Genomic DNA, 25599 nt, shown 5'->3' on the forward strand with positions numbered 1-25599 from the left:
ATTGCCGAGGATTTATTCGGCGATCTGCAACTTGCGCGACTCGGTGTACACGTAGCGCACTTTCTCGTATTCGAACGGCGAATTCAGCTGGCCGTAGCGGAAGCTGGTCTGATTACGCTTGTCGACGCTGCGCAACAACCAGAGTTCGGGATGGTTGGAGCTAACTTGCGCGACGTTGAGGAAGTTGATTGCCGACTCGGCCGTGAAATCCACCGCCAGGCCTCCGGTATCGCGGATGTTGGATGGCCCGAGGATTGGCAGCACAAAATAGGCGCCGCCCGGCACACCGTAGAAGCCGAGTGTCTGACCAAAGTCTTCGCTCTGGCGCGGCAGGCCCATGGCAGTCGCCGGGTCCCACAGACCGGCGATGCCGACGGTGGTATTGAGCAACAGGCGTGCGGTGGTTTCCATCGAACGCTTGCCCTTGAACTGCAGCAGGCTGTTCATCAGGTTTGGCACGTCGCCGAGGTTGTTGAAGAAGTTGCTGACGCCGGTGCGCAAGAAGCTCGGCGTGATATAGCGATAACCATCGACGACGGGCAGGAACACCCACTGGTCGAAACGGTAGTTGAAGTGGTACACGCGACGGTTCCACCCTTCCAGCGGGTCGTACACGTTCAGCGCGTTGAGCGTCGAGCGTTCGAACTCGCGCTGGTCCAGGCCCGGGTTGAATTTGAGTTTGCTCAGCGGTTCCTTGAAACCGTCGTTGTCGATCACAACCGGCGCGTTGGCTTTGCTGTTGTCGGCATTGGCGACGCCTGCACAGAGTAGCGCTGCGATTAGCAGGAGATGTTTAGCCACGGAAAAACTCCAGCATGGCGTCGCTGTTGACGCGGTAATTAAGGTTGCCGCAATGGCCGCCCAGTGGATAAACGGTCAAACGGTCGCCAAAGGTCTTGCGCAGGAAACCGAGGTCGCCAGGGCCGAGGATGACGTCATCGGCATTGTGCATGACGGCGATTTTCGGGCTGTCGCGCAGGTAATCCTCAAGGGCGTACAGGCTCACCTGGTCGATCAGCTGCAACAGGCTGCCGCCGTCAGTGCGCGCGCGCCACATCGGGATGACTTGCTCGGTGATGTAGCAATCGAAGTCGCACTGCAACGCACGCTTGAGGAACGGCGTGAGGCTGGTGCCCTGAGTGATCGGGTGCTTTGGCGGCGTGATCAGGCCGCGACGGTTGATCAGGTCGGACGTGAAGGCGATGTCGGCTGCGGAAAAGCGGAACGAGGTGCCGATCAGCATCGCCATCTGTTCATTGCTCAAGTGCTGCTTGGACTGCTGAAAGTCGTAGAGCAGGGCATCGTTGAGGTCGATGTAACCCTTCTGCTGGAAGTAACGCGTCAGCTTGTTCAGCACCAATTCGTAAAAAGTGGTGGAGTCGGTGATGCCTTTGACCTCGGTTTGCACCAACCGGTCGAGGTTGGTGATCGAGGTGTACAGGTTGACCGGCGGATTGAGCAGCAAAACTTTCTTGAAGTTGAAGCTGCGGCGGGTTTCATCCAGGTGGGCGACGAATGCCGCATCCAGGGCGCCGAGGCTGTAGCCGGTCAGGTAGTAATCGGTTACCGGCAGGTTCGGGTTTTGCGCCCTGATCGCCTGCATTACCCGATACATGTCTTCGGCATCTTCCTTGGTGATACCCGGCGTGGCGAAGCGTGAGGCGGCGCTGATGAAGTCGAAGCTGGTCGGCGACGACAATTGCACCACGTGATAACCGGCCTTGTAATAAAGCTTCTTGAGGTACTCATTGAGGCTGCTGTCATAGCGCGCACCCGTGCCGGCGATCAGGAAGATCAGCGGCGCGGCTTTATCCTGGGTGGCAATGCGATAGGTGAGTTTCTTCACGGGCCAGAAGTTGTCCGGCAATTCGAATTCACGCTCCGGCCGCAAGGTAACGCTGCGGTCCTGCTGATCGATGTCATCGTCCAGGGGCAACTCCGGACGCAGGTCCGGAGGTGTCGTGGCGATGGTCGCCTCGAACGGGTTGGTCAAGGGGTAGCCATAACTGGCGGCGTCGATATCGACCGCCAGTGCGGACGCACTCAAAATAAGGCCGCCAAACAGGGCGGCAAAGCGCAAGGAACGGAGCATGACTGGATCCTAAGAGGAAGGGTGCCGAATAAAGTTTGCAGGCTATGACCGCCGGGGTTGCGCCAAAGTGCCATGGTTCGGCACCCATCAGGCCTAATTCGGGGTAATAGTAGCTGGACGATACACTTTGCAGCTATTTCGTGACTATTTATCTGTTGCGCGCGTTTGCTTAACGCGGTCGGGCGATTAAGCTGGCCGCCGTTTTTATCCGTTGGAGTGTGACATGTCCCGCCGTGTACCCGTGGTATTACTGCTTGTTCTGCTGCCATTGTGGCTGGCCGCCAGTTATGGCGCACGCTATGGTTTCATGGAAGATGCGCAGTGGGTTGGCATCTGCGTGGATGAAGCCAGTCGTTGGGAATGCGTTGTACGCTCGAATCTGGGATTGATGATCCACTTCCAGGTTCTCGGCTATTCGGCACTGGCGTTGGCCATCATCGGTTTCGTGATTCCAGGCAGGGCCGGGTGGTGGCTTGCGGTGCTGGCGCTGGTGTTCGGGCTACCGGCGCTGGCGCTGTATAACACGACGCTGGCGGTGTTTGCAGTGGTGATTGCGGGATTGCCGTCTCGCGGCGCCTGATGCACGCCATCGCGGGCAAGCCACGCTCCCACATGTCCCGTGTCGCACATTGTTTTCGTGATCGACAAATCCTGCGGAAGCTTGGCGTGCCAGCGATGGGGTCAGAAGCTTCGCTGCAAATCAGACGTTGCGAACCCGTAGACACCGCCACAACGCAAACGCCATCAATACGCTCACCAGCGCCCAGCCCCAGGCCTGCTGATTCTGCAAACCTTCGCGGTACAGCTGCGGTGCGATGCCCGCACCGACGATAAAGGTCAGCAGGGCGATCTCCCGACGCGGGACATTCACCGGACGGCACAGGTACACCAGCGCCGGAAGGATGAACGCGACGCTCGGGAAGCTGCGGTAACGCGGATCAAGCACCAGTTCCAGCATGGTCACTGCCGCGGCGAAACCTGCGGCAGCCACTAGCCAGCCAGCCCGGCGCTCCAGCACTGCAAATGCCCGTTCACGCCATCCTTCGCGGGCACTCAAGGTGAGCGCAGCATGCGCCAACACCAGCAGGTTCAGCCCGGTCAACAGCGCGACCCATAACCACTCGCTGGCAAACCGCGTGGTCAGCCGCGCCAGATCACCCCAGGCGCCGAGTGCGCAAGCCGCCAACGCAGCCAGCAGCGGCAGCACCCATGCAGCGCGAGTGGTGCGAACGCGACCGCCGAGCAGCAGCGTGCCGACGAAGATCAAGCCGCCCACTGCCAGCCATTGCGACCAATAGGGTACGTTCGAGACCGGGCCGGCGAGCACGCCTTTGTCCTGGCGATCGGCATCAAACAGCCCCCAATAACCGCCAACGGCACCTTCACTGGCGCGTTTCCATGGTTGGTCGAAGGCTTCGATCAGGTTGTAACGCCAGCCTTGCTGTTCGGCCATGATCACAAAGCCGCGAATGAAACTGGCTTCGTTGACGCGGCTCGGCAGGGCGGTTTCGCGCTGGCGGCCTTCGCTCGGCCAGCCGGTTTCACCGATCATCACATCCTTGGGGGCGAACTTGTTGCCGAACACCTGACGAATTTGCGCAACATGCTGCAGCGCGGCGTCAATGTTCGAAGGATCGTCTTCCCAGTACGGCAGCAAATGAATGGTCAGGAAATCAACGGCCGGGGCGACTTCCGGGTGTTTGAGCCAGAATTCCCAGACATCGGCGTAGGTGACCGGTTGCTTGACCTGACTTTTGACTTTGTTGATCAGCCTGGCCAGTTGAGCGCCGGTGATTTCCTTGCGCAGCAAGGTTTCGTTGCCGACGATGACCGACGTGATCACATCGGCGTTGGCGTTGGCAGAGGCAATCAGCAAGTCGACTTCTTTTTCGGTGTCCGCCGAGTTGCTGTTGACCCACGCGCCGATCATCATTTTCAAGCCGTGCTTGCGCGCCAGATCAGGCAAGCCCTCAAGGCCGGTCATGGAATATGTGCGGATGCATTCAAAGCGCGTGGCCAGCAACGCCAGATCGGCGTCCATGCGCTCCGGGCGCAATTTGAAGGGCACGTCGAACGGCGACTGGTCCTTGTCGAACGGCGTGTAGGACGCGCATTGCAGTTTGTGCGCGGCGCTCGCGACGTCCGGCAAAACCACCGGTTTGCCGAGGCCGTACCAGAACCCGCAAAGCGCAAATAGCCCGAGGAGGCAGGCGAATAAATAAGCAGCAAAAGGAAAGCGGGATGTCGCGGGCATGGTCAGGCCGTCTGGGAGCAAAGCGGCGCATGTTACCTGCATTTAACGCTCGCTTGGTGGTCTGCATGATTTTGACATGCAAAGTTCGGGCGGCCTGGACGACGGATTCAAGGCAGTGTCGTTAATGGCTTTCTGATGTCGTTTCTCGATGCTTTGAGGTCGCTGGCAGAGCAGGTCGCCGTTGGCGTCGGGTTGATGATCGAAAGTGTCAGTACTCCGCTGATGTTTGGGCGAGTTTGCGGTGAGCGTGATGGAGGCGCTGTGCACCACAACAATACGTTGACGCGACTCGGCATCCGTCGAGCGCAGCACTTTCGGGGAAGTAACGATGAAGATGCGACGACTTTTAGGCGCGGGTGCCGCACTGGTGCTTGCGATTGGCTCTACCCACGCCCTGGCCGCGAAAGGGGCTTTGACCATCGGTTATGTCGACGGCTGGTCCGACAGTGTTGCGACCACCCACGTCGCGGCCGAAGTGATCAAGCAAAAGCTCGATTACGATGTGAAGCTGCAAGCGGTTGCCACCGGGATCATGTGGCAGGGTGTTGCCACGGGCAAACTCGACGCCATGCTGTCCGCCTGGCTGCCCGTCACTCACGGCGATTACTGGACCAAGAACAAGGATCAGGTCGTCGATTACGGCCCGAACTTCAAGGACGCAAAAATCGGTTTGATCGTGCCTGAGTACGTCAAGGCCAAATCCATCGAGGACCTGAAAACCGACGACACCTTCAAGAATCGCATCGTCGGCATCGACGCCGGTTCAGGTGTGATGCTCAAGACCGATCAGGCCATCAAGGACTATGGCCTGACCGGTTATCAACTCAAGGCCAGCTCCGGCGCCGGCATGATCGCCGAACTGACCCGTGCCGAGAAGAAAAACGAATCCATCGCTGTGACCGGTTGGGTGCCGCACTGGATGTTCGCCAAGTGGAAACTGCGTTTCCTCGACGATCCGAAAAGCGTGTATGGCGCAGCGGAGACCGTGAACAGCATCGGCAGCAAGGAACTGGAAACCAAGGCGCCGGAAGTGGCGAAGTTCCTGAAGAACTTCCAGTGGGCTTCGAAGGATGAAATCGGCGAAGTGATGTTGGCCATTCAGGACGGTGCCAAGCCTGACGCAGCGGCCAAGGCGTGGGTTGCCAAACATCCGGAGCGTGTTGCGGACTGGACCAAATAACCCAAACACCGCAGACCCCCTGTAGGAGTGAGCCTGCTCGCGATAGCAACCTGTCAGATGACATAACCGTCGACTGACACAGCGCGATCGCGAGCAGGCTCACTCCTACATTTATTTGGGCATGCTTGAGATTGGCGCATGTGTCACGTCGTTCTAATACTAAGGTCGTCTGGAACCTGTCCCGCAGCCGCATAAAGTGGATGACGTCACAACTTCATCTGTGCTGCGAGGATAAAAACAATGAACGACAGCATTTACCTCTCGATTCAAAACAGCCCGCGCTTCAAGGAGCTGGTTAGTAAGCGAGAAAAGTTCGCCTGGATTCTTTCGGCGATCATGCTTGGGCTTTACTCCGGATTCATTCTTCTGATTGCGTATGGGCCGCATATATTGGGCGCCAAAGTCAGCCCCGAGTCTTCTATCACCTGGGGTATACCGATCGGTATCGGGCTGATTCTTTCGGCCTTCGTCCTGACCGGCATCTACGTACGACGCGCCAATGGCGAATTCGACGACCTGAACAATGCGATTCTCAAGGAGGCTCAGCAATGATCCGGCGTCTAATGGCTCTATTGAGCATCGCAGCATTTGCACCAGGCGCCTGGGCGGCTGACGCCCTGACCGGTGCAGTGGCCAAACAGCCGTTGAACGTTGCCGCCATCCTGATGTTTGTGGCGTTCGTTGGCGCGACTTTGTACATCACTTACTGGGCGTCCAAGAAAAACAACTCGGCGGCGGACTATTACGCGGCGGGTGGCAAGATCACCGGTTTCCAGAACGGTCTGGCGATTGCCGGCGACTACATGTCTGCGGCGTCCTTCCTGGGTATTTCCGCTCTGGTGTTCACCTCGGGTTATGACGGCCTGATTTACTCGATCGGCTTCCTTGTGGGCTGGCCGATCATTCTGTTCCTGATCGCCGAGCGCCTGCGTAACCTGGGTAAATACACCTTTGCCGACGTGGCGTCCTATCGCTTGGGGCAAACCCAGATTCGTTCGCTGTCGGCGTGCGGGTCGCTGGTGGTGGTGGCGTTCTACCTGATCGCGCAAATGGTCGGTGCCGGCAAGCTGATTCAGCTGCTGTTCGGTCTCGATTACCATGTTGCGGTGATTCTGGTCGGTATTCTGATGTGCGCCTATGTGCTGTTCGGCGGCATGCTGGCGACCACCTGGGTGCAGATCATCAAGGCTGTATTGTTGCTGTCCGGTGCCTCTTTCATGGCGCTGATGGTGATGAAAAGCGTCAACTTCGATTTCAACGCGCTGTTCTCCGAGGCGATCAAGGTTCACCCTAAAGGTGAAGCGATCATGAGCCCCGGTGGTCTGGTGAAAGATCCGATCTCGGCGTTCTCGCTGGGTCTGGCGCTGATGTTCGGCACCGCTGGCCTGCCGCACATTCTGATGCGCTTCTTCACCGTAAGTGACGCAAAAGAAGCGCGCAAGAGCGTGCTGTACGCAACCGGTTTCATTGGTTACTTCTACATTCTGACCTTCATCATTGGCTTCGGCGCGATCCTGCTGGTCAGCACCAACCCTGCGTTCAAAGATGCGGCGGGCGCGCTGTTGGGCGGTAACAACATGGCGGCGGTGCACCTGGCCAATGCGGTCGGTGGCAGCATCTTCCTGGGCTTCATCTCGGCGGTAGCGTTCGCGACCATTCTGGCAGTGGTTGCCGGTCTGACCCTGGCCGGTGCTTCGGCGGTGTCTCATGACCTGTACGCCAGCGTGATCAAGAAAGGCAAGGCGAACGAGAAGGACGAGATCCGCGTCTCGAAAATCACCACCATCGCCTTGGCGGTGCTGGCGATTGGTCTTGGCATTCTGTTCGAGAAGCAGAACATCGCGTTCATGGTGGGTCTGGCATTCTCCATCGCGGCAAGCTGTAACTTCCCGGTACTGCTGCTTTCGATGTACTGGAAGAAACTGACGACGCGTGGTGCGATGATCGGCGGCTGGCTGGGGCTGATCAGTGCGGTTGGTTTGATGGTGCTTGGGCCAACCATCTGGGTGCAGATTATGGGGCACGAGAAGGCTGTCTTCCCGTATGAATACCCGGCGCTGTTCTCGATGATCATTGCCTTTGTCGGGATCTGGTTCTTCTCGATCACTGACAAGTCCAAGGCTGCGGACAATGAGCGGGCGCTGTTCTTTCCGCAATTTGTTCGGTCGCAGACCGGGCTTGGGGCGAGCGGGGCGGTTTCTCACTAAGGGTTTGAGTGGTTAGTTGCTGAAATGGAAATGCCCCGGTCGAGAGATCGGGGCATTTTTTTGCTTTGTTTGGCTACACTGGTGAGACCGGCGCATCCTGAGCGCCCTGTGCGACTTCCACCACCAAGGAGTCAGACCCATGCCCGAAAAAACATGCGATTGCCCGCAATGTTCGTGCAAACTCGGCGAGCATCCCATTGCTCGCCACGGCAAGCATTACTGTTGCGATGCGTGCGCCCACCACCATGCAAATGGTGAAGCGTGCACCCATGAAGGTTGCAAATGCGCAGCACCGAAAAAATAGCAGCGCAAAAAAAGTGGAGCCTATTCAGGCTCCACTTCCAGTCTCAGGCTGTCATCATCCAGCCGTTCGGTATGGCGGATCACGCCGCTGAGTCGTCGCCCGTCGACGCTCACCAGGAGCGTATTGGCTTCCTCAAGGTCGACCGGCAGGGGGGGCTGGACGCGTAAGGCAAAACGGTTCGGCTCACCCTCAACCTGTTCGAGGCCCACCTGGCACTCGGCACTTTTAGTGAGGCGACCAAACAGTGTATCGATGCCATAGTCGATGTGAGCCTGACTGGTTTGCGGTGCGGTCATCATCATTTACCCTCTCGATCGTTCACCCGGCTGGCCGCCACTTGACGTTTTCCACCCCGAATTTTTCCGCCATCGGCTTGCTGGTTTTCTGCACCTTTTCGCGGCCGAAACGCGGGATCCGTCCTACGCCCGCGTCACAGCTTGCCCAATGCCATGCCTCAGCGTTATCCATTTTGTCAAGGCGGATAATGAAGGACTTGGGGGCGCCGTGTAGGGTGTATTCAATGACGAAAAGTTTTGCGTTGTTCATAAAGCCCGAATTTCTCCCTGTAGTAATAGAAGGATCGTGACGGTGGCGGAAAATTCAGTTGGATTGTCAGGCGGTAGTCGTCGATAGCGACAGGGTTCATGCCCGTGCGTCAGGAAGTTGTCGCAAGGGCCAATGATTGCTGATCATCGTCCTCAGCGGGCGTTCGATTCGAATGTTTGCGGGTTTGCGTGAGACGACTGGCCGGGACCACGCTCTGCTAGAATCGCCGGCATTGACTTCACAAGGTGCCACCATGAGCGAACCCATCCGTCTGACCCAGTACAGCCACGGCGCAGGATGCGGTTGCAAGATTTCTCCGCAGGTGCTGGAGGTGATTCTCGCCGGCAGTGGCGCACAGAATCTTGATCCCAGGCTGTGGGTCGGCAACGCCTCGCGCGATGACGCGGCGGTGTATGCGATTGATGAGGAACGCGGGGTCGTTTCGACCACAGACTTCTTCATGCCGATTGTTGATGACCCGTTCGATTTCGGCCGGATTGCCGCCACCAATGCGATCAGCGATATCTACGCCATGGGCGGCGATCCATTGATGGCGATTGCGATCCTTGGCTGGCCGGTCAACGTGCTGGCGCCGGAAATTGCCCGGGAGGTGATTCGCGGCGCACGTTCGGTCTGCGATGAGGCAGGAATTCCATTGGCCGGCGGCCATTCCATCGACGCGCCGGAGCCGATCTTCGGCCTGGCCGTGACGGGTCTGGTGCACAAGCGCCACATGAAGCGCAACGACACCGCCACCGTCGGCTGCCTGCTCTATCTCACCAAACCCCTGGGCATCGGCATCCTCACCACGGCTGAGAAGAAGGGTAAGTTACGCCACGCCGATATCGGCCTCGCCCGCGACTGGATGTGTACCCTCAACAAACCGGGCAGCCGCTTCGGCAAGCTCGACGGCGTCACGGCGATGACTGACGTGACCGGGTTCGGGCTGCTGGGGCATCTGGTGGAAATGGCCGACGGCAGCGACCTCAGCGCGCGCATCGAATATGCCCGGGTGCCACAATTGCCCGGTGTCGAGTATTACCTCGAACAGGGCTGCGTCCCCGGCGGCACCTTGCGCAATTTCGACAGCTACGCCGGCAAGCTGGGGCGGCTTCAGGAATTGCACAAACGCGTGCTGTGCGACCCGCAAACCAGCGGTGGTTTGCTGATTGCGGTGACGCCCGAGGGGAACGCGCAGTTCCTCGAAGTCGCCACCGGCCTGGGCCTGTCGCTGGAGCCGATCGGGGAACTGGTCGAGCGACAGACCCACGCGGTCGAGGTGTATTGATGCCCATCGACGTCACCGATTACCGCGACATCTTCCTTCATGACCGGCCGATGATGGACACGCGTGCGCCGGTCGAATTCGCCAAGGGTGCCTTCCCCGGCGTCGCTAACTTGCCGCTGATGAATGACAGCGAGCGCCAGCGTATCGGCACCTGTTACAAGGAACAGGGCCAACAGGCGGCGATCACCCTGGGCCACCAACTGGTGTCAGGCCCGGTCAAGGCGCAACGCATCCAGGCCTGGGCGCAATTTGCCCAGGCTCATCCGGACGGTTTGCTGTATTGCTTTCGCGGCGGCTTGCGCTCGCAAATCGTCCAGCAGTGGCTCAAGGACGAGGCGGGCATTGATTTTGCGCGGGTGGGTGGCGGTTACAAAGCCATGCGCACCTTCTTGCTGGAGACGCTCGATCAAGCGGTGACCCAGTGCGATTTCATCTTGCTGGGCGGCATGACCGGCACTGGCAAGACTGAGGTGCTCACGCAACTGAACAATGGCCTTGATCTGGAAGGTCATGCCAACCATCGTGGCTCCAGCTTCGGCAAACGCGCGACCGGGCAGCCGTCCAACATCGATTTTGAAAACCGTCTGGCGGTGGACCTGCTGAAAAAGCGCGACCGTGGCATCGAGCAGTTTGTGCTTGAAGACGAAAGCCGCATGGTCGGCAGTTGCGCCTTGCCGTTGCCACTGTTTCAGGGCATGCAGCGGTTTCCGATGGTCTGGCTCGAAGACAGCCTGCAAGGTCGCGTCGAGCGGATCCTGCGCGATTACGTGGTGGACCTGTGCGCCGAATTCATCGGCGTGCACGGCGAGGAAGGTTTTGCGTTGTTTTCCGAGCGCTTGCTGGCAAGCCTGAACAATGTCCAGAAGCGCCTGGGCGGGGAGCGGTATCGGCGGCTGCTGATTCTGTTGGAAGTGGCGTTGGCGGAGCAGGCGCGCAGTGGCGCGGTGGACCTGCATCGTGGCTGGATCGAAGGGTTGCTGCGAGAGTATTACGACCCGATGTATGCGTTTCAGCGTGAGAAGAAGGGCGCGCGGATCGAGTTTGTCGGGGAGCAGGCAGCGGTGCTTGAGTACCTTCGCGACCGAGTCATTGCGTGACACTGATGTTGAATCGGCGGACCCCTTGGCGGGCAAGCCTTGCTCGCGAAGAAGAGGCTCGCCCAACCACTACAAATTTCACAGCAACGCCGCACCGATCAACCCGCTGACCACTCCGATCCCCATGGTCATCAGCGCCACGCTGACCAGCACTCGCGCGTCGAAATCCTTTCGCAGCATCAACAGCGACGGCAGGCTGATGCTCGGCAGGGTCATCAACAAAGCCACGGCGGGCGCGGTGCCCATGCCCAACGTCATCATGGTTTGCACGATAGGGATTTCGGCAGCGGTCGGAATTACAAACAGCGTGCCGACAATCGCCAACGGAATCAGCCACATCAGGCTATTCGCCATGGCCCCGTCGATGTGCGGGAATACCCAGACGCGCACTGCGCCCAGCACCAGCACCGCGAGGATGTAGACCGGGATGGTGCTCCAGAACAACTGCCACAGGGTTTTCGCCCAGCGCGCCAGGAAAGGTTGCGTGTTTTTCTCTGTCGCGTGGGTGACCGCTTCGACCGCCGCTTCCGGCAGCTTTTCCGGGCCGGCAATACGTTGCGCCACCAGCGACACGCCGAACACCAGCACGATCCCCGCCACCAGGCGCAATGCCGTGAAGCCCCAGCCGAGGACGAAACCCATGAACACCAGTGTGGCCGGGTTGAGCACCGGGTTGCCGATCCAGAACGCCAGCGCCGCGCCCACCGAGACATTCGAACGGCGCATGCTCGCGGCCACTGGTGCCGCACAGCATGAGCACATCATCCCCGGCAGGGCAAAGAGCCCGCCGCGCACGGTCGAGGCAACACCGGCGCGGCCGAACAGGCGCAGCAGCCAGTCTCGCGGGATCAACACTTGCAGCAGGGAACCGAGAACGATCGCCAGCACGGCGGCTTTCCAGATTGCCAGAAAATACACTTTCGCGTAGGTCAGGGCGGCGGCCAGCGGGGCGGTCTGAGCATCGTTGAGAATGGAAGCGCCGATGCTGTGATTGTCAGCGGCAACGAACGCTTTCACATAGTAGGGCGACCACTTGACGTAGTAGAGGCCGATGCAGGCCACCAGCACGAACAATGCAGGTTTCCACCAGAACGACCAGCCCCGGGCGGGAACGGCTATGGTTGAGAGCGACATGAGGAGGATCCGGACCAAGGGGAGATGGGCTGCATGATAGCCCAGCCCCTTGGTCCATGCTGGAGTTCGCGGGTGTGCCTGACCGACAGCGTCAGGTCGGACAGGTTTGTTGACCGTTATCCAGGCCCTGCTTGTAAGTGTGGCTCTGCAGACTGGCCTTGCCGTTATGCCACGTCAGGGTGAGCACGTAGAGCGAGTCGAAGTCACTGGATGCCCAGTCCTCGGTGATGTTCTGCTTCTTGCCAGCCGCTTCGCCCGCGACCTTGTTGATCAGCTCGGGCAAGTAACCGTGGGACCAGGCGGTGTAGATCACCGAATTGTGGTACTTGTCCTCCAGCAACTCATTGGCCAGGTCGCTGGTGTCGTTGGCCGAAAATTCGATGTTCACCGGCAAACCGAGCTTGATGGCGCTGGGGCTGATGGTGATTAAAGGGCGAATGTAGCTGTAGGAGTTATCGAGCTCGCCTTCTTCGACATTGCGCGTCGGGTTGGCAGCGAACACGTAGTCGGCCTTGCCGAATTTCTCCGGCAGCAGGGTGGCCAGGTCAATGGCGCGGTTCAGGCCCTGGCAGTTCAGCTGGCCGAGGCCGCCGGCGGGTTTCTCCGCGTGGCGCAGAAAAACCAGTGTCTGGGTACCGTCCGCCGGCTGGGCGCGACTTTCGCTGGATTCCAGCGACAGAAACAAGGCGCTCACCGCCAGCAAGGAAGGCAGCAGGATGTAGGCGCGATGCTTGAAAGGCTTGGCGAATTTCAAAAACTTCATCATTCGATTAGTTCTTCAGCACAGTCGGTTAAGGCTGACAAACCTCTACACCTCGAGCTCCCGGCAGCAGGTGGTTTCCATGTCGTTGTGGCCATTGCAATTTCCAATGGCAATCCTCAGAGTCCTGCGAGGCTTTTTGGTTCGATCAACGCAAGGGCGCAGCACTGTAGCCGCAACCACATCGGGATCGGGAATAAGGTTATCGACAGGATGTTGCGATTTGAAGTACGCCGGTGCCAGCAAGCAAACTGCACAACCATTGGCCGACGATCGTCGATTAGACAAGCGACCTAGCGATCGCTACGTCGAGGAACCTAAACGCTTGTTGAAAGTGGTCGATGGGCGGCTTGAGTGGCGTGACTGGATCATGGGCGAACGCTACACCATCGCCGACATTGCGACACTTCCGTGGGTGCGCAATCTGATCGGTTTCCATGAAGCAGGCGATCTGATCGGCATCAACCATTTCAAGAACGTGACGCAAGTGCTGGAACGCTTCCTGGCGCGGCCGGCCGTCATCCGCGGGCTGGAAATTCCCAGGTAGAACGTTTCGACACCAACAGGACCAAGGCCGGCCATGCATACATTGGATTTCAAGCAAGTAGATGTCTTTAGCCGCATCGCGCTAAAAGGTAATCCGTTGGCCGTAGTGTTCAACGCGGACGAGCTCAGCGATGAACGCATGGCGGCATTCGCCACATGGGCCAACCTCAGTGAAACCACATTCATCCTTGAGCCGCAGGATCCCCGGGCAGATTACCGGGTCAGGATTTTCACCACACTGAACGAGTTGCCATTCGCTGGTCACCCGACGCTGGGCACTTGTCATGCCTGGCTCGAAGCCGGCGGTGTGCCCAAGGGCGAGGAGATCATTCAGGAATGCGGCGTCGGCCTGGTGCGGGTGCGTCGACAAGGCGCGGAGCTGGCTTTTCTCGCACCGCCACTGCTCAAGAGCGGGCCGGTGGAGGCCGATGTCATGGAACGCGTCCGGCGTGGGCTCAGGCTGGAACCGGGCGCCATTGTTCGGGCGCAGTGGGTCGATAACGGCGCAGGCTGGCTGGCGGTAATGGTTGAGAATCGCCGGCAGGTGCTGGACCTGCAACCGGATCACGCGCACATGCTCGGCCTCGCGGTGGGAGTGATCGCACCGTGGCATCCGGAGCGCGACGGTGATAACGCACAGTTCGAAGTGCGCGCGTTCATCTCCGGCGATGGCATGCCGGAAGACCCCGCCACCGGCAGCCTGAATGCCGGGATTGCCCAGTGGTTGCTCGGCGAAGGGCTAGCGCCGGCGTCTTATGTGGTCAGTCAGGGCCTGACCATGGGGCGCGCCGGGCGTATTCAGGTTGAGAAAACCGGCGATGATATCTGGATTGGTGGTTCTGTAGTGACCTGTATTACCGGCACGCTGAAAATCTGAACCTTGCGGTAATTATTGCCGAAGCGGTAAGGGTTTTTCCTCCACTGAGGTTTGTCGCTGGCAGCACGCAGGGCATAAGCTTTCCCCCCTTACGGCTTTCGTCTCATCTTCCGATTTCAGGAACCTCCCATGCCCAGCCAGTTCCCCGAAGCACGTCCCCGCCGTCTGCGTCGCAATGCGAGCCTGCGCAGCCTGTTCCAGGAAACCGAATTCAGCTTGGGCGACCTGTTACTGCCGATATTCGTCGAGGAAGAAATCGACGATTTTGTGCCGATCAGCAGCATGCCCGGTGTGATGCGAATCCCGGAGTCGAAACTGGCCGGCGAGATCGAGCGCTATGCGCGTGCCGGGATCAAATCGGTGATGACGTTCGGTGTGTCCCACCATCTGGACAGCAGTGGCAGCGACACCTGGAGCGACAACGGCCTGGTCTCGCGCATGTCGCGGATCGCCAAGGACGCGGTACCGGAAATGATTGTGATGTCCGACACCTGTTTTTGCGAATACACCGATCACGGGCACTGCGGCGTGTTGCACAACCATGAAGTGGACAACGACCAGACCCTGATCAATCTCGGCAAACAGGCCGTCGCCGCCGCCCGTGCCGGCGCCGACGTGATAGCCCCGTCGGCGGCGATGGACGGCCAGGTTCGGGCGATCCGCAAGGCACTCGACGAAGCCGGTTTTACCCAGATTCCGATCATGGCCTATTCCACCAAATTCGCCTCGGCGCTTTACGGGCCATTCCGTGAAGCTGGCGGCAGCGCGCTCAAAGGGGACCGCAAAAGCTATCAGATGAACCCGATGAACCGCCGCGAAGCCGTGCGCGAATCGTTGCTGGACGAGCAGGAAGGCGCCGATGCCCTGATGGTCAAACCGGCTGGCGCGTACCTCGACATCATCCGCGACATCCGTGAAGTGTCACGCCTGCCACTGTCGGCGTATCAGGTGAGTGGCGAGTACGCGATGATCAAGTTCGGTGCGCAGGCGGGGGCGATCGACGAAGACCGTGTGGTGCGCGAAAGCCTGGGCGCGATCAAGCGTGCGGGCGCGGATCTGATCTTCACCTATTTTGCGATGGACCTTGCGCTGGCCGGCATCTGAAGCCCCAATCCCTTGGTCACGCATATACCGCAGGCCGCGCAGCCGGGAAGCACCGAGGCATCGTTAAGCAGCACATCGGCGCCGTCTTCGGCCGGTTGATCCTGAATCAGCTGTTCGGTGTAGGAGGCCGTGCTGAACGGCACTTCCAGTAACGTCGTGCATTGGATTTGTCGGATTGGTCTGTAGGAAGTGGCCAGCGGGAACGGGCAGGGGCAGCGACAGTCATAGCCTGCGCCATGCCATTGATCGTATGGTTACCGCCCCAACGGATTTGATGGAGCACCATGCAAGCCAATCGATTGATCATGAGCGTTGCCGCTTTGCTGGTGCTGGCCGGTTGCGGCACTCAGCGCGTGCAGGAACCCCCGGCGCGCAAGCCTGCCGAAGTCAAGGCAGAAATTGTGCGTCTGCTGCCGGCGAAAACCGTCGACCGCCAAGGTTGGGCCACGGATATTTACGTTGCATTCGCGACGCAGGACATCTACCCGTCGACGCAAAACCTCTGCTCGGTGCTGGCCGTTACCGAGCAGGAATCAACCTTCCAGGTCGATCCGTCCGTGCCAGGGCTGGGCAAGATCGCGCGGGAAGAAATCAACCGCCGCGCCGCTAAAGTGCACATCCCCAGCCTGCTGGTGAGCGGCGCGTTGCAGGTGCGTTCGAGCAATGGCAAAAGCTACAGCGAGCGCCTGAATGCTGCGCGCAGCGAAAAGGAGCTCAGCGCGATCTTTGATGATTTCATCGGCATGGTGCCCATGGGGCGCACCTTGTTCGGTGGCTTCAACCCGGTGCATACCGGCGGGCCGATGCAGGTCAGCATCGATTTTGCCGAGTCCCGGTCGGGAAATTATCCCTACACAGTGGACGGCTCGATCCGACGCGAAGTGTTCAGCCGACGTGGCGGCATGTATTTCGGCATCGCGCATTTGCTCGGATACCCAGTGAGCTATCAACAGCCGCTCTACCGCTTCGCCGATTTTAATGCCGGCTGGTACGCCAGTCGCAATGCGGCGTTTCAGAACGCGGTGAGCCGTGCTTCGGGCATACCGCTGGCGCTGGACGGGGATCTGGTTCGCTACGATTCGATCATGCCGGGCACGACCGAACTGGCGGTGCGAACATTGGGTAAACAGTTGGGCATGCGCAATCCATCGATTCGCGATCAACTGGAAAAAGGCAAAAGCCTGGAGTTTGAAGAGACCGCTCTTTATCGACAGGTTTTCAAATTGGCCGAGCAAGCGGAAGGCCGGACGTTACCGCGTGCGGTGCTGCCGGGAATTGTCTTGCAGAGCCCGAAAATCACTCGCAAGCTGACCACGGCGTGGTTTGCCAAACGGGTGGATGAGCGTTATCAACGTTGCATGGCGCGGGCGGGGAAGTGAGGCGGTGAAGCAAATGCATTCCTGTAGAGCCGCATTCACCCAACCACCACCATGCCTTGCGGAGCCAGCAAGCTTGCTCCTGCAGAGGTTCTATCCGGCGCTGATCAAATCACCTTCACCGCGCGACCGATGAACTGAATCGGGCCGGTCGGTTTGCCGGTCGGTGAGCCATTGGGGTTTTCCAGGGTCAGCTCGAACAGCTGATCCGCTTGCAGCGGCGGCAACTTGTCCAGCGGCACAGAAATTGTCTGCCCCGGTTTGACCAGGCCAAGCGAAACCGGTCCTTGCCAGTCATTGCCCTTGGTCCAGAACTCCAGCGCCTTGTCGGCCGGAACCTCAACCACACCCAACGGGATCAGCTGGATTTCCCTTGGGTTGCTCGCCTGAATCACCCAGCCCGGCGCCTTGTCCTGCGGCGCGACCAGCACCACCAGGTACGTTGGTTTGACCGAGGTTTGCGTCAGCATCAGCGCACCCAGCAGCACAGTCGCGGCCAGACCCGCGCCGGCGAGTCCACGCCACAGCGGCAGTAGATTCCACCAGGATGAAGAGGCAACGGTTGCGGCGGCCGGTGCACGGTTAAAACCCTGCACGCTGCGCTCGATGCGCTGCCACAGGTGGGGTGACGGTGTCTGCGGTTCGGCCAGTTCGGTCAGGCCCAGCAAGCGGCGCTCCCAGGTGTCGACGGCGCTGCGCAAGCGGTTATCTGTTTCAAGGCGCTGTCGCACTTCGATACGCCGCTGCGCCGAGAGCGTGCCCAATACGTATTCGCTGGCCAGTTCGTCGAGTTCTTCCGGTGTTTCATTTGCCGGTCCGGTGGTCATCCCATGCACTCCCGCAAGGCCGTCAGGCTCCGCTTTATCCAGGCTTTGACGGTGCCCAGCGGGGTGTCGAGTTTACTGGCGATCTCGGCGTGGGAATAACCGTCGACGTAGGCATGCACGATGCAACTGCGCCGCGCCGGTTCCAGTTGCTCCAGGCACCCATGAATGCGCGAAGAATGCGCCTGGGGATCGAAGCTTTCCGCATGTTCCTGCTCATGCCCGGCAACCTCGCCGTAAACTTCGCGGCTGTGGTCGCGCAGAAAATTGAGGGCCAGGTGGCGGGTGACGCTGAACATCCAGCCGCGCGCCGACCCCCGTGACGGGTCGAAGCGTGCAGCGCCTGCCCAGATTTTCAGGAAGGCGTCGTGCACGATGTCTTCGGCCAGCGCCGTGTCGCGCACCAGACGCTTGGCCACTCCCAATAAACGTGGGCTCTCCTGCACATACAAATCCCGCAAGGCCTGACGCTCACCGCGTGCGCAGGCGGCCAGACGGGCTTCGTAATCAAAATTCGATTCAGGCAAGGACACAGAGCTCAGCCGTCAAATGTGGATACCCTGCAATCTAGCAAACAATTCGTGAGTGTCGGAGCGAAGATGTGGCGTCAGCCGATACCACCACGGCTGACACTCCACCTCATGGCATCAAGCCTGCGACCAGAAAATATAGTCCGCCTGATATTTCACCACTTCCTGTTTGCCCTTGTTGGCCGCCGTGCACTCTGCGCTCGGCGCCACGCCGCCTTTGAGCGCGACACGTTGAATGTAGCTCACGCCACTCATTGCGCCTTTGCCTTCGGCAGGATTGGCCTTGACCAGTTGATAAGGCAGGTTGCCGGCGCTCGACGGCGCCACGGCCAGTTGCGTGCCGGTCACTTTCGAACCGTCCTTGGCCTGCCAGGTAGCCGGCGGGCCAAAGTAGGTGCCGACCTGCTTGCCACTACGATCATTGAGCACCGCTTTTGGCCCCACGAACACCCACTCGGTCTGGCCGGCGGCGTTCGCCTTGTCCCGGCATTCGTAAGTAATTTCGCCGACCCCGGTGGTTTCCATGGCGACCTTGTGGCCATCGGGCACTTTGATGCTGTCGGGCAGACTGGTCTGGGCGTAGGCTGCCGGGATGGCGGCAAACAGACCGGCGATGCAAATCAGTTGTCTGGCGTTCATGATGTTTTCTCCGAAAGTGAGTAACCCGCTCGGCAGCATCAGAGGCTGCTACAGGTACTACCCATCGGATCGCGATTTGGATGCAGTGCGAAAAAAAGAAATTTTTCGGCAGGCCTACAGTCAGCTGCTACAACGACAGGATCGCCATTGGAGGTGTTTATGTACCAACTTTATGGGCACCAGAATTCCGGCGCCGCCGCGATTGAAGCGGCACTTGAACTGTGTGAGATTCCTTATCGCTTCATCGACGTCGAATCATCTCCCGAATCTGCAGCAGCGCTGGAAAAACTCAATCCGCTCAAGCAAATTCCGACGCTGCAATTGCCCGATGGCAGCATCCTCACCGAGAGCGCGGCGATTCTGATTCACCTCGGCCTGGTGTTCCCCAAGTCCGATTTGCTGCCCAAAGAGCCCGCCGAGCGCGATCAGGCGATCCGTGGCCTGGCCTTTATCGTCAGCAACTGTTACGCCGCAATTGGGGTCATCGATTATCCGGAGCGTTGGCTGGCCGAGGCGGATCAAGCCGCCATGGACAATCTCATGGCCGGGGCGCGCACTCGTTTGCACTGGTGTTGGGAGGTGTTCGCCGATCAATTCTCGGGCGAGTTGTACCTGGGCGATGAAACGCCCGGAGCCCTTGATGTGCTGGCAGCGGTGGTGACGCGCTGGGCGGGGAGCCGGGAGCATCTGCGCAACGCCCGGCCGGGGTTTTTCGCCTGGCTGGAGCGCATCGACCGGCACCCGACGCTGGCGCCGGTGTTTGCGCGGCATTGGCCGATCTGAAGTCTCGCCCCGCCCCCTGTAGGAGCGAAGCTTGCTCGCGAAGGCGGTAGGTCAGTCAACATCGTAATCGACCTGTCCACCCCCGCCGCGACCAGGCCGCTTCACACTATTCACCCCGAATATACTGCTCCAGCTGCTGAATCAATTCCGCCTGCTCGGCAATGGCTTCTTTCACCAGATCGCCAATCGACAGCAAACCGATCAGCCTGCCGTTTTCCACCACCGGCAAATGCCGCAGACGCTTGTCAGACATGATGCTCAGACACCTTTCGACGGTTTGGTGGGTGTCTACCGTGATTACCGGCGAGACCATGATGTCGCGCACCGGCGTGCCCACCGATGAGCGGCCGTGCAGTACCAGTTTACGGGCGTAATCGCGCTCGCTGATGATCCCCAACACCTCTTCATTTTCCACCACCAGCAAAGCGCCGACGTTCTTCTCGGCCATTTTCATCAGTGCTTCGAGCACCATGTGATCGGGCTTGATCTGGTGCACTTCCTGATTTTTCTGATCTTTCATTTTCAGTAGTTGGGCGACGGTTTTCATGGCGGTTACTCTGGTGTTGTCGTTGTTCCTGAAGAATCGTAGACGCTGGCCCGCAGAGCAAGGCGCAAAGCGGCAGATAATGCGCAAAAAACGTCATTTACCGGTTTTCTCGGGTCAATGGCGCGTTTTGCTCCGGGATATCCGCATGTGTGGAACAAGCCTGCTCGCAGAAGCGATCTCATCCCACGATGACGGGTACAATCACCGCCTGAATCAATCTCGAGGGTGCAGTGGTGGATTTACAGCGGGGCTTCGTCCTCACCCGGCATTGGCGCGATACCCCGGCGGGCACTGAAATCGAATTCTGGCTGGCGACCGACAAAGGGCCGCAGTGTATTCGCCTGCCGCATCAACCGTCGGTGGCCTTTATCCCGGCAGTCCATCGCGATCAGGCCGAAGCGCTGCTGCAAGATGAAAAGAACGTCGAACTGCGCCCGTTGGCCTTGCAGGATTTCGAACATCGCCCGGTGCTCGGTCTGTATTGCCAGCAACACGGCCAGTTAATGCGCCTGGAAACTGCGCTGCGCAAGGCCGGCGTTGATGTCTTCGAAGCTGACGTGCGTCCGCCGGAGCGCTACATGATGGAGCGGTTCATCACGGCGCCAGTGATCTTCGGCGGTACGCCCGATGCCAATGGCCTGCTGCGCGACGCCCAGATGAAACCCGACCCCGATTACCGCCCGACGTTGAAACTGGTGTCTCTGGATATCGAAACCACCGCGCGCGGCGAGCTCTACTGTATCGGGCTGGAAGGCTGCGGCGAGCGCCAGGTGTACATGCTCGGGCCGCCCAACGGCGACGCTGGCGCGGTGGATTTTCAGCTCGAATATTGCGACTCCCGCACCGTCCTGCTGAAAAAGCTCAATGATTGGTTCGCCCGCTTCGATCCTGACGCGATCATCGGCTGGAATGTCGTGCAGTTCGATTTGCGCGTGCTTCACGAACACGCACGGCGTCTGGCGGTGCCGCTGAAACTGGGGCGCGGCGGTGAGGAAATGCAGTGGCGCGAACACGGCAGCGGCAATCATTACTTCGCCTCGGCGGCGGGCCGGCTGATCATCGACGGCATCGAAGCGCTGCGCTCGGCGACCTGGACTTTTCCTTCTTTCAGCCTGGAAAACGTTGCGCAAACCCTGCTTGGCGAGGGCAAGGCGATCAACAATCCTTATCAGCGCATGGACGAAATCAACCGCATGTTCGCCGAGGACAAACCGGCGCTGGCCAAATACAACCTCAAGGACTGCGAGCTGGTCACGCAGATTTTCGCCAGGACCGAGTTGCTCACGTTTTTGCTGGAGCGGGCCAGCGTTACCGGTTTACCGGCGGATCGCAGCGGCGGGTCAGTGGCGGCATTCACGCATTTGTACATGCCGCTGATGCACCGGCAGGGATTTGTCGCGCCGAATCTGGGCAGCAAGGCCGCTGAGGCGAGCCCGGGCGGTTTTGTCATGGACTCACAGCCGGGGCTCTACGAGTCGGTGCTGGTGCTTGATTACAAGAGCCTTTATCCGTCGATCATTCGCACCTTTCTGATCGACCCGGTCGGCCTGATCGAGGGCCTCAAACATCCTGCTGACAGCGAGTCGGTGCCGGGTTTCCGTGGCGCGCGTTTTTCCCGAACCCGCCATTGCCTGCCCGCTATTGTCGCGCGCGTGGCCGAAGGCCGCGAAACCGCCAAGCGCGAACGCAATGCGCCGCTGTCCCAGGCGTTGAAGATCATCATGAACGCCTTTTACGGCGTGCTCGGCTCCAGCGGTTGCCGGTTCTTCGACACACGGCTGGCATCGTCGATCACCCTGCGCGGCCACGAAATCATGCTGCGCACTCGCCAGTTGATCGAAGCCCAGGGCCACACGGTCATCTACGGCGACACCGACTCGACGTTCGTCTGGCTGCGGCGTGCCCACGGGCAGGAAGAAGCTGCGCAGATCGGCCGTGCGCTGGTGGACCACGTCAACCTGTGGTGGCGCGAACATGTGCAGCAGGAATTCGGGCTGGAGAGTGCGCTGGAGCTGCAGTTCGAGACGCATTACAAACGCTTTCTGATGCCGACCATTCGTGGCGCGGAGGAGGGCAGCAAGAAACGTTATGCCGGGCTGGTCACCCGTGCCGACGGCACCGACGAAATGGTCTACAAAGGCCTGGAAACGGTGCGTACCGACTGGTCGCCATTGGCCCGGCAATTCCAGCAGGAGTTGTATTTGCGCATCTTCCAGCGCAAGTCTTATAAGGATTACGTACGCGATTACGTGCGCAAGACCCTCGCCGGTGAGTTCGATGATCGCTTGATCTACCGTAAACGCCTGCGCCGCGCCCTCGACGATTACCAGCGCAACGTGCCCCCCCATGTACGCGCTGCGCGTCTTGCCGACGAGTTCAACGATCGGCAGGGCCGGCCCCGGCAGTATCAGAACGGCGGCTGGATCAGGTACGTGATCACCGTCGCCGGGCCGGAACCGCTGGAAATCCGCACAGCGCCGATCGATTACGACCATTACGTGACGCGGCAACTGCAGCCGGTCGCCGATGCGATTCTGCCCTTCGTGGACGACGATTTCTCAACCCTGATTGGTGGGCAACTGGGCCTTTTTTAAGTCAAGCAAAGACAATGTCCAGTCGTCGGGGATACCGTGAAAATACTGTTCGAGCGCCTGCTTGAACAGCGTGGGATCGGGGGCGACTTGCGCGAACAGCGTCATCGACGAGCGAAATTTCAGGTCGTCGGGATGACCGAAAATATCGGCGGCGCAACGCTGCTTGACGTTCAGCACTAACTGCGTGCAGTCGCGCAGACGCGCGCCCAGCAGTGGATGTTGAAGGTAGGCCACTGCTTCGTCGGCGGACTGGATGGCAAAATAGCGCGACATTTCACTGCCGCCGAGTCCGGCCAGTTGCGGAAAAATGAACCACATCCAGTGTCGGCGCTTTTCGCCGGCGGTGAGTTCTTCCTTGACCTTGGCGAACACCGGATCCTGCGCATGGATGAAGCGCTGCAGATTGAACGAATCTTGTGAATCGGTGCTTCTCATGCCGAACCCCTCTGACAAAACGGCATTGGCTCAGACCATGGCCAGTCGCTGTTTACGTTGCGGCGCGCGAAATGCCTGGTCCAGCGCCTCCAGGTCCTCGGGTTGAAGTTGTAATTGTGCAGCTTGTGCGTTTAAACGCACATGTTCCGGCCGGACGGCTTTGGGAATGGCAACGACGCCGCGCTGGCGCAGAATCCAGGCCAGTGCTATTTGCGCGGGGCTTGCGTCGTATCGGTTGGCGATGTCTTTGAGGGACGCGTGAACCAGCATTTGCCCGCCTTGGCCGATGGGACAGTACGCCATCAACGGCATTTGCTGTTGTTGCTGCCACGGCAGCAGGTCAAATTCGATGCCACGCTCTTGGAGGTTATACAGAACCTGATTGGTGGCGCAGGCCGGGGAGCCCATTTCCTGCAGGTCATCAACGTCAAAATTGGACACGCCCCAGCGACTGATCTTGCCTTCATCGCGCAGCCGTTCGAACGCATCGACAGTTTCTTCGAGGGGATACTGGCCGCGCCAGTGCAGCAGGTACAAATCGATGTGGTCGGTGTCGAGCCGCCGCAAACTGCGCTCGCAGGCCTGTGGGATACCGTTGCGGCTGGCGTTGTGCGGATAGACCTTGCTCACCAGAAAGACCTTGTCGCGCTGACCGGCGATGGCTTCACCGACCACTTCCTCGGCGCCGCCGTCTGCATACATTTCTGCGCTGTCGATCAGTGTCATGCCCAGCTCGATGCCTTGGCGCAGCGCCGCCACCTCCTCTTTGCGCCGCGAATCGTCCTCGCCCATCCGCCAAGTGCCCTGGCCGATGACCGGTACGTTAACGCCGGCCAATTCAAGGGTCCGCATCAAAACCTCCTTGCAGCACACCGATTAATACTACGGTGGGCAGCAAAATCGGCCGGTGGTTCCCTTTCAGAAGCGCCCGCGCCCCGTACCGGCGCCCCTTCGTGGACATGCATGCTCGCTGTAGCCGCTGGCGAGCCTGCGAGGCTGCGTCCGGCTGCGCAGCAGTCGTCATTGCGGAGTGCGTGGTTTCACTGAAAAAACCGCGCTGTAGGTTTGGCGACTGCTGCGCAGCCGGACGCAGCCTCGCAGGGCTCGGCAGCTGCTACAGGCTATGCGCTAAAGGGTTGAGAACTTCAACACGGTGGATTGCGTGTACGTTTTGCCCGGATCCAGGCGTGTAGACGGGAAGTCCGGCTGATTGGGCGAGTCGGGATAGTGTTGGGTTTCCAGGGTGAACGCGCTCCAGTGGGCGTAGGTCTTGCCGGCTTTGCCCTTGACCGACCCGTCGAGGAAGTTGCTGGTGTAGAACTGCACGCCAGGCTCGGTGGTGTACAACTGCAAGCGCCGGCCGGATTGAGGATCACTGACATCGGCGGCAAGTTTGCCGAGGTCACCTTTGGCGTTCAGTACCCAATTGAAGTCGAAACCGCCCTGTTTCGGTTCGGCAAATTTCAGTTGCGGATGATTGGCCTTGATGTGTTTGCCGATGGCCGTCGGTTGGGTGAAATCCATCGGTGTGCCGGCCACCGGGGCCAGTTCACCGGTAGGAATCAGCTTGCCGGTGACCGGCGTGTAGTGGCTGGCGTGCAAGGTCGCAACCTGCTGCAGGACATCGCCGTTACCCGCGCCTGCGAGGTTGAAATAGCTGTGGTTGGTCAGGTTCAACACTGTCGGTTTGTCGGTGGACGCCTTGTAGTCGATGCGCAGCTCGTTGTTCTCGGTCAGGCTGTAAGTGACCTCGGTTTTCAGGTTGCCGGGAAAGCCCATTTGCCCGTCGGCCGACAAGTACGTCAGGGTCACACCGACGGAATCCTTGTCGTTGACGGGCTGCGCTTTCCACACGTGTTTGTCGAAGCCCTGAGCGCCTCCATGCAGCGAATTCGTGCCGTCGTTGAGCGGCACCTGATAACGCTTGCCGTCCAGTTCGAACGCTCCATTGGCCAGGCGATTGCCGAAGCGTCCGATGGTGGCGCCGAAGAACGCGGTGCCCCCCTGATAGCCTTGCACATCATCAAATCCAAGCACGACGTCTTCGAGTTTGCCGTGCTTGTCCGGCACTTTCAGCGACTGCAAAACGCCGCCGTAGGTGATCACGGTGGCCTGCATCCCATGGCTGTTACGCAGTATGTATTGCTCGACCGGCGTGCCGTCATTGGTCTTGCCGAAAGCTTTGTGTTCACTGGTCAGGCCGTTGGCCTGGGCGGATAGAGTGGCAATCATCAGGGACAATCCTAAGCCGCCAAGCGAGGGACGAGATTGAAGCATGCTGATCTTCCTTTTTGTTTTTTGATTGATTAGTCATACCAATGATCTGTGTATTGCGATCATTACTTAGATTTATAGCTTATTAGGCTTGGCTTTCAATATAAAGTATTACTAATTAGCGCCAAGTCGCGGTCGGTTCGCGTGATGGACCGTCGGTACTGCACTTTTTCGGCTTTCACGGCTCTATCCTTGGCCAGCCTGCGGC

26 protein-coding genes and 2 pseudogenes are annotated in these 25599 nt (G+C 59.5%); 13 read left to right on the forward strand and 15 right to left on the reverse strand.

The window, feature by feature from the left end; all coding sequences use genetic code 11:
* Positions 1–12: 12 nt before the first annotated feature.
* Positions 13–801, reverse strand: coding sequence for an MlaA family lipoprotein (locus tag ACYZT1_RS08980; RefSeq protein ID WP_462018613.1), 789 nt, complete (start codon positions 799–801; stop codon positions 13–15).
* A complete protein-coding gene (locus tag ACYZT1_RS08985) occupies positions 794–2092 on the reverse strand; it encodes a serine/threonine protein kinase (RefSeq protein WP_462018614.1) in 1299 nt (432 codons plus the stop codon). The genes ACYZT1_RS08980 and ACYZT1_RS08985 overlap by 8 nt, the downstream gene beginning before the upstream one ends.
* Positions 2093–2315: 223 nt before the next feature.
* Between ACYZT1_RS08985 and ACYZT1_RS08990 the strand changes: the two genes are divergently transcribed.
* Positions 2316–2672 carry a hypothetical protein gene (locus tag ACYZT1_RS08990; RefSeq protein ID WP_462018615.1) on the forward strand — a complete coding sequence of 119 codons (357 nt, stop codon included), beginning with the start codon at positions 2316–2318 and terminating at the stop codon, positions 2670–2672.
* A 120-nt stretch (positions 2673–2792) separates the two neighbouring features.
* On the opposite strand, the gene ACYZT1_RS08995 is transcribed toward ACYZT1_RS08990, so the two are convergent.
* A complete protein-coding gene (locus ACYZT1_RS08995; protein ID WP_462018616.1) occupies positions 2793–4388 on the reverse strand; it encodes a glycoside hydrolase family 17 protein in 1596 nt (531 codons plus the stop codon).
* A gap of 286 nt (positions 4389–4674) precedes the next feature.
* Between ACYZT1_RS08995 and ACYZT1_RS09000 the strand changes: the two genes are divergently transcribed.
* The 4 genes from ACYZT1_RS09000 (at position 4675) to ACYZT1_RS09015 (ending at position 8037) form a co-directional block, all read left to right on the forward strand.
* Positions 4675–5526 carry a glycine betaine ABC transporter substrate-binding protein gene (locus ACYZT1_RS09000; protein ID WP_462018617.1) on the forward strand — a complete coding sequence of 284 codons (852 nt, stop codon included), beginning with the start codon at positions 4675–4677 and terminating at the stop codon, positions 5524–5526.
* 240 nt (positions 5527–5766) lie between these two features.
* Complete coding sequence (locus tag ACYZT1_RS09005; protein WP_462018618.1) at positions 5767–6078, forward strand: DUF485 domain-containing protein; 312 nt, start codon at positions 5767–5769, stop codon at positions 6076–6078.
* Entirely contained in the window at positions 6075–7733 is a 1659-nt protein-coding gene (locus ACYZT1_RS09010; protein ID WP_462018619.1) for a cation acetate symporter, read from the forward strand. The genes ACYZT1_RS09005 and ACYZT1_RS09010 overlap by 4 nt, the downstream gene beginning before the upstream one ends.
* A 139-nt stretch (positions 7734–7872) precedes the next feature.
* A complete protein-coding gene (locus ACYZT1_RS09015) occupies positions 7873–8037 on the forward strand; it encodes a metallothionein (protein WP_462018620.1) in 165 nt (54 codons plus the stop codon).
* Positions 8038–8057: 20 nt separating this feature from the next.
* On the opposite strand, the gene ACYZT1_RS09020 is transcribed toward ACYZT1_RS09015, so the two are convergent.
* Both ACYZT1_RS09020 and ACYZT1_RS09025 read right to left on the reverse strand, forming a co-directional pair.
* Entirely contained in the window at positions 8058–8336 is a 279-nt protein-coding gene (locus tag ACYZT1_RS09020; protein ID WP_462019213.1) for a hypothetical protein, read from the reverse strand.
* Positions 8337–8355: 19 nt separating this feature from the next.
* Entirely contained in the window at positions 8356–8583 is a 228-nt protein-coding gene (locus ACYZT1_RS09025; protein ID WP_008064402.1) for a DUF6555 family protein, read from the reverse strand.
* 253 nt (positions 8584–8836) lie between these two features.
* Here ACYZT1_RS09025 and selD point away from each other — a divergent pair, with 253 nt between their 5' ends.
* Positions 8837–9871, forward strand: a complete 1035-nt coding sequence (selD, locus tag ACYZT1_RS09030) for a selenide, water dikinase SelD (RefSeq protein ID WP_462018621.1) — start codon at positions 8837–8839, stop codon at positions 9869–9871.
* Positions 9871–10968 (forward strand): tRNA 2-selenouridine(34) synthase MnmH, encoded by a 1098-nt coding sequence (gene mnmH / locus ACYZT1_RS09035; RefSeq protein ID WP_462018622.1) that lies wholly within the window; start codon positions 9871–9873, stop codon positions 10966–10968. The genes selD and mnmH overlap by 1 nt, the downstream gene beginning before the upstream one ends.
* A 78-nt stretch (positions 10969–11046) precedes the next feature.
* Here mnmH and ACYZT1_RS09040 read toward each other — a convergent pair whose 3' ends face one another.
* Complete coding sequence (locus ACYZT1_RS09040; protein ID WP_462018623.1) at positions 11047–12102, reverse strand: permease; 1056 nt, start codon at positions 12100–12102, stop codon at positions 11047–11049.
* Positions 12103–12193: 91 nt separating this feature from the next.
* On the reverse strand, positions 12194–12868 hold the full coding sequence (locus tag ACYZT1_RS09045; RefSeq protein WP_462018624.1) for a histidine phosphatase family protein: 675 nt from the start codon (positions 12866–12868) through the stop codon (positions 12194–12196).
* Positions 12869–13145: 277 nt separating this feature from the next.
* On the opposite strand from ACYZT1_RS09045, the pseudogene ACYZT1_RS09050 reads away from it, so the two are divergent.
* The 3 genes and pseudogenes from ACYZT1_RS09050 to hemB all read left to right on the forward strand — a co-directional run.
* Positions 13146–13409, forward strand: a pseudogene (locus ACYZT1_RS09050) (glutathione binding-like protein); the annotation flags it as partial.
* 33 nt (positions 13410–13442) lie between these two features.
* Positions 13443–14285, forward strand: a complete 843-nt coding sequence (locus ACYZT1_RS09055; RefSeq protein ID WP_462018625.1) for a PhzF family phenazine biosynthesis protein — start codon at positions 13443–13445, stop codon at positions 14283–14285.
* Between the two features lie 129 nt (positions 14286–14414).
* Positions 14415–15389, forward strand: a complete 975-nt coding sequence (hemB, locus tag ACYZT1_RS09060) for a porphobilinogen synthase (RefSeq protein WP_462018626.1) — start codon at positions 14415–14417, stop codon at positions 15387–15389.
* Here hemB and ACYZT1_RS09065 read toward each other — a convergent pair.
* A pseudogene (locus ACYZT1_RS09065) lies at positions 15389–15586 on the reverse strand (hypothetical protein); the annotation flags it as partial. The gene hemB and the pseudogene ACYZT1_RS09065 overlap by 1 nt on opposite strands.
* An 87-nt stretch (positions 15587–15673) precedes the next feature.
* Between ACYZT1_RS09065 and ACYZT1_RS09070 the strand changes: the two are divergent.
* Positions 15674–16768 (forward strand): DUF1615 domain-containing protein, encoded by a 1095-nt coding sequence (locus ACYZT1_RS09070; protein ID WP_462018627.1) that lies wholly within the window; start codon positions 15674–15676, stop codon positions 16766–16768.
* A 104-nt stretch (positions 16769–16872) separates the two neighbouring features.
* Here the strand turns inward: ACYZT1_RS09070 and ACYZT1_RS09075 are convergent, their stop codons facing one another.
* The 3 genes from ACYZT1_RS09075 to ACYZT1_RS09085 form a co-directional block, all read right to left on the reverse strand.
* Complete coding sequence (locus ACYZT1_RS09075; protein WP_462018628.1) at positions 16873–17592, reverse strand: anti-sigma factor; 720 nt, start codon at positions 17590–17592, stop codon at positions 16873–16875.
* Positions 17589–18122: a sigma-70 family RNA polymerase sigma factor gene (locus tag ACYZT1_RS09080; protein WP_462018629.1), complete on the reverse strand. Its 534-nt coding sequence runs from the start codon at positions 18120–18122 to the stop codon at positions 17589–17591. Before ACYZT1_RS09080 ends, ACYZT1_RS09075 begins: the two co-directional genes overlap by 4 nt.
* Before the next feature lie 114 nt (positions 18123–18236).
* Positions 18237–18758: a DUF3455 domain-containing protein gene (locus ACYZT1_RS09085; protein ID WP_462018630.1), complete on the reverse strand. Its 522-nt coding sequence runs from the start codon at positions 18756–18758 to the stop codon at positions 18237–18239.
* Between the two features lie 159 nt (positions 18759–18917).
* Between ACYZT1_RS09085 and ACYZT1_RS09090 the strand changes: the two genes are divergently transcribed.
* A complete protein-coding gene (locus tag ACYZT1_RS09090; protein ID WP_462018631.1) occupies positions 18918–19541 on the forward strand; it encodes a glutathione S-transferase in 624 nt (207 codons plus the stop codon).
* Between the two features lie 106 nt (positions 19542–19647).
* Here ACYZT1_RS09090 and ACYZT1_RS09095 read toward each other — a convergent pair whose 3' ends face one another.
* Positions 19648–20088: a CBS domain-containing protein gene (locus ACYZT1_RS09095; protein WP_462018632.1), complete on the reverse strand. Its 441-nt coding sequence runs from the start codon at positions 20086–20088 to the stop codon at positions 19648–19650.
* Between the two features lie 233 nt (positions 20089–20321).
* Here ACYZT1_RS09095 and ACYZT1_RS09100 point away from each other — a divergent pair, with 233 nt between their 5' ends.
* Positions 20322–22682 carry a DNA polymerase II gene (locus ACYZT1_RS09100; protein WP_462018633.1) on the forward strand — a complete coding sequence of 787 codons (2361 nt, stop codon included), beginning with the start codon at positions 20322–20324 and terminating at the stop codon, positions 22680–22682.
* Here the strand turns inward: ACYZT1_RS09100 and ACYZT1_RS09105 are convergent.
* From ACYZT1_RS09105 to ACYZT1_RS09115, 3 genes are all read right to left on the reverse strand, one after another.
* On the reverse strand, positions 22647–23117 hold the full coding sequence (locus tag ACYZT1_RS09105) for a DUF1810 domain-containing protein (protein WP_462018634.1): 471 nt from the start codon (positions 23115–23117) through the stop codon (positions 22647–22649). The two genes, ACYZT1_RS09100 and ACYZT1_RS09105, sit on opposite strands and share 36 nt — an antisense overlap.
* Before the next feature lie 30 nt (positions 23118–23147).
* Positions 23148–23969 (reverse strand): aldo/keto reductase, encoded by an 822-nt coding sequence (locus ACYZT1_RS09110; RefSeq protein WP_462018635.1) that lies wholly within the window; start codon positions 23967–23969, stop codon positions 23148–23150.
* 276 nt (positions 23970–24245) lie between these two features.
* The gene (locus tag ACYZT1_RS09115; RefSeq protein WP_462018636.1) at positions 24246–25394 is read right to left on the reverse strand and encodes an aldose epimerase family protein; all 1149 of its coding nucleotides are present in this window, start codon (positions 25392–25394) and stop codon (positions 24246–24248) included.
* Between the last annotated feature and the right edge of the window lie 205 nt (positions 25395–25599).

This window comes from Pseudomonas sp. PB3P13, from assembly GCF_054897735.1.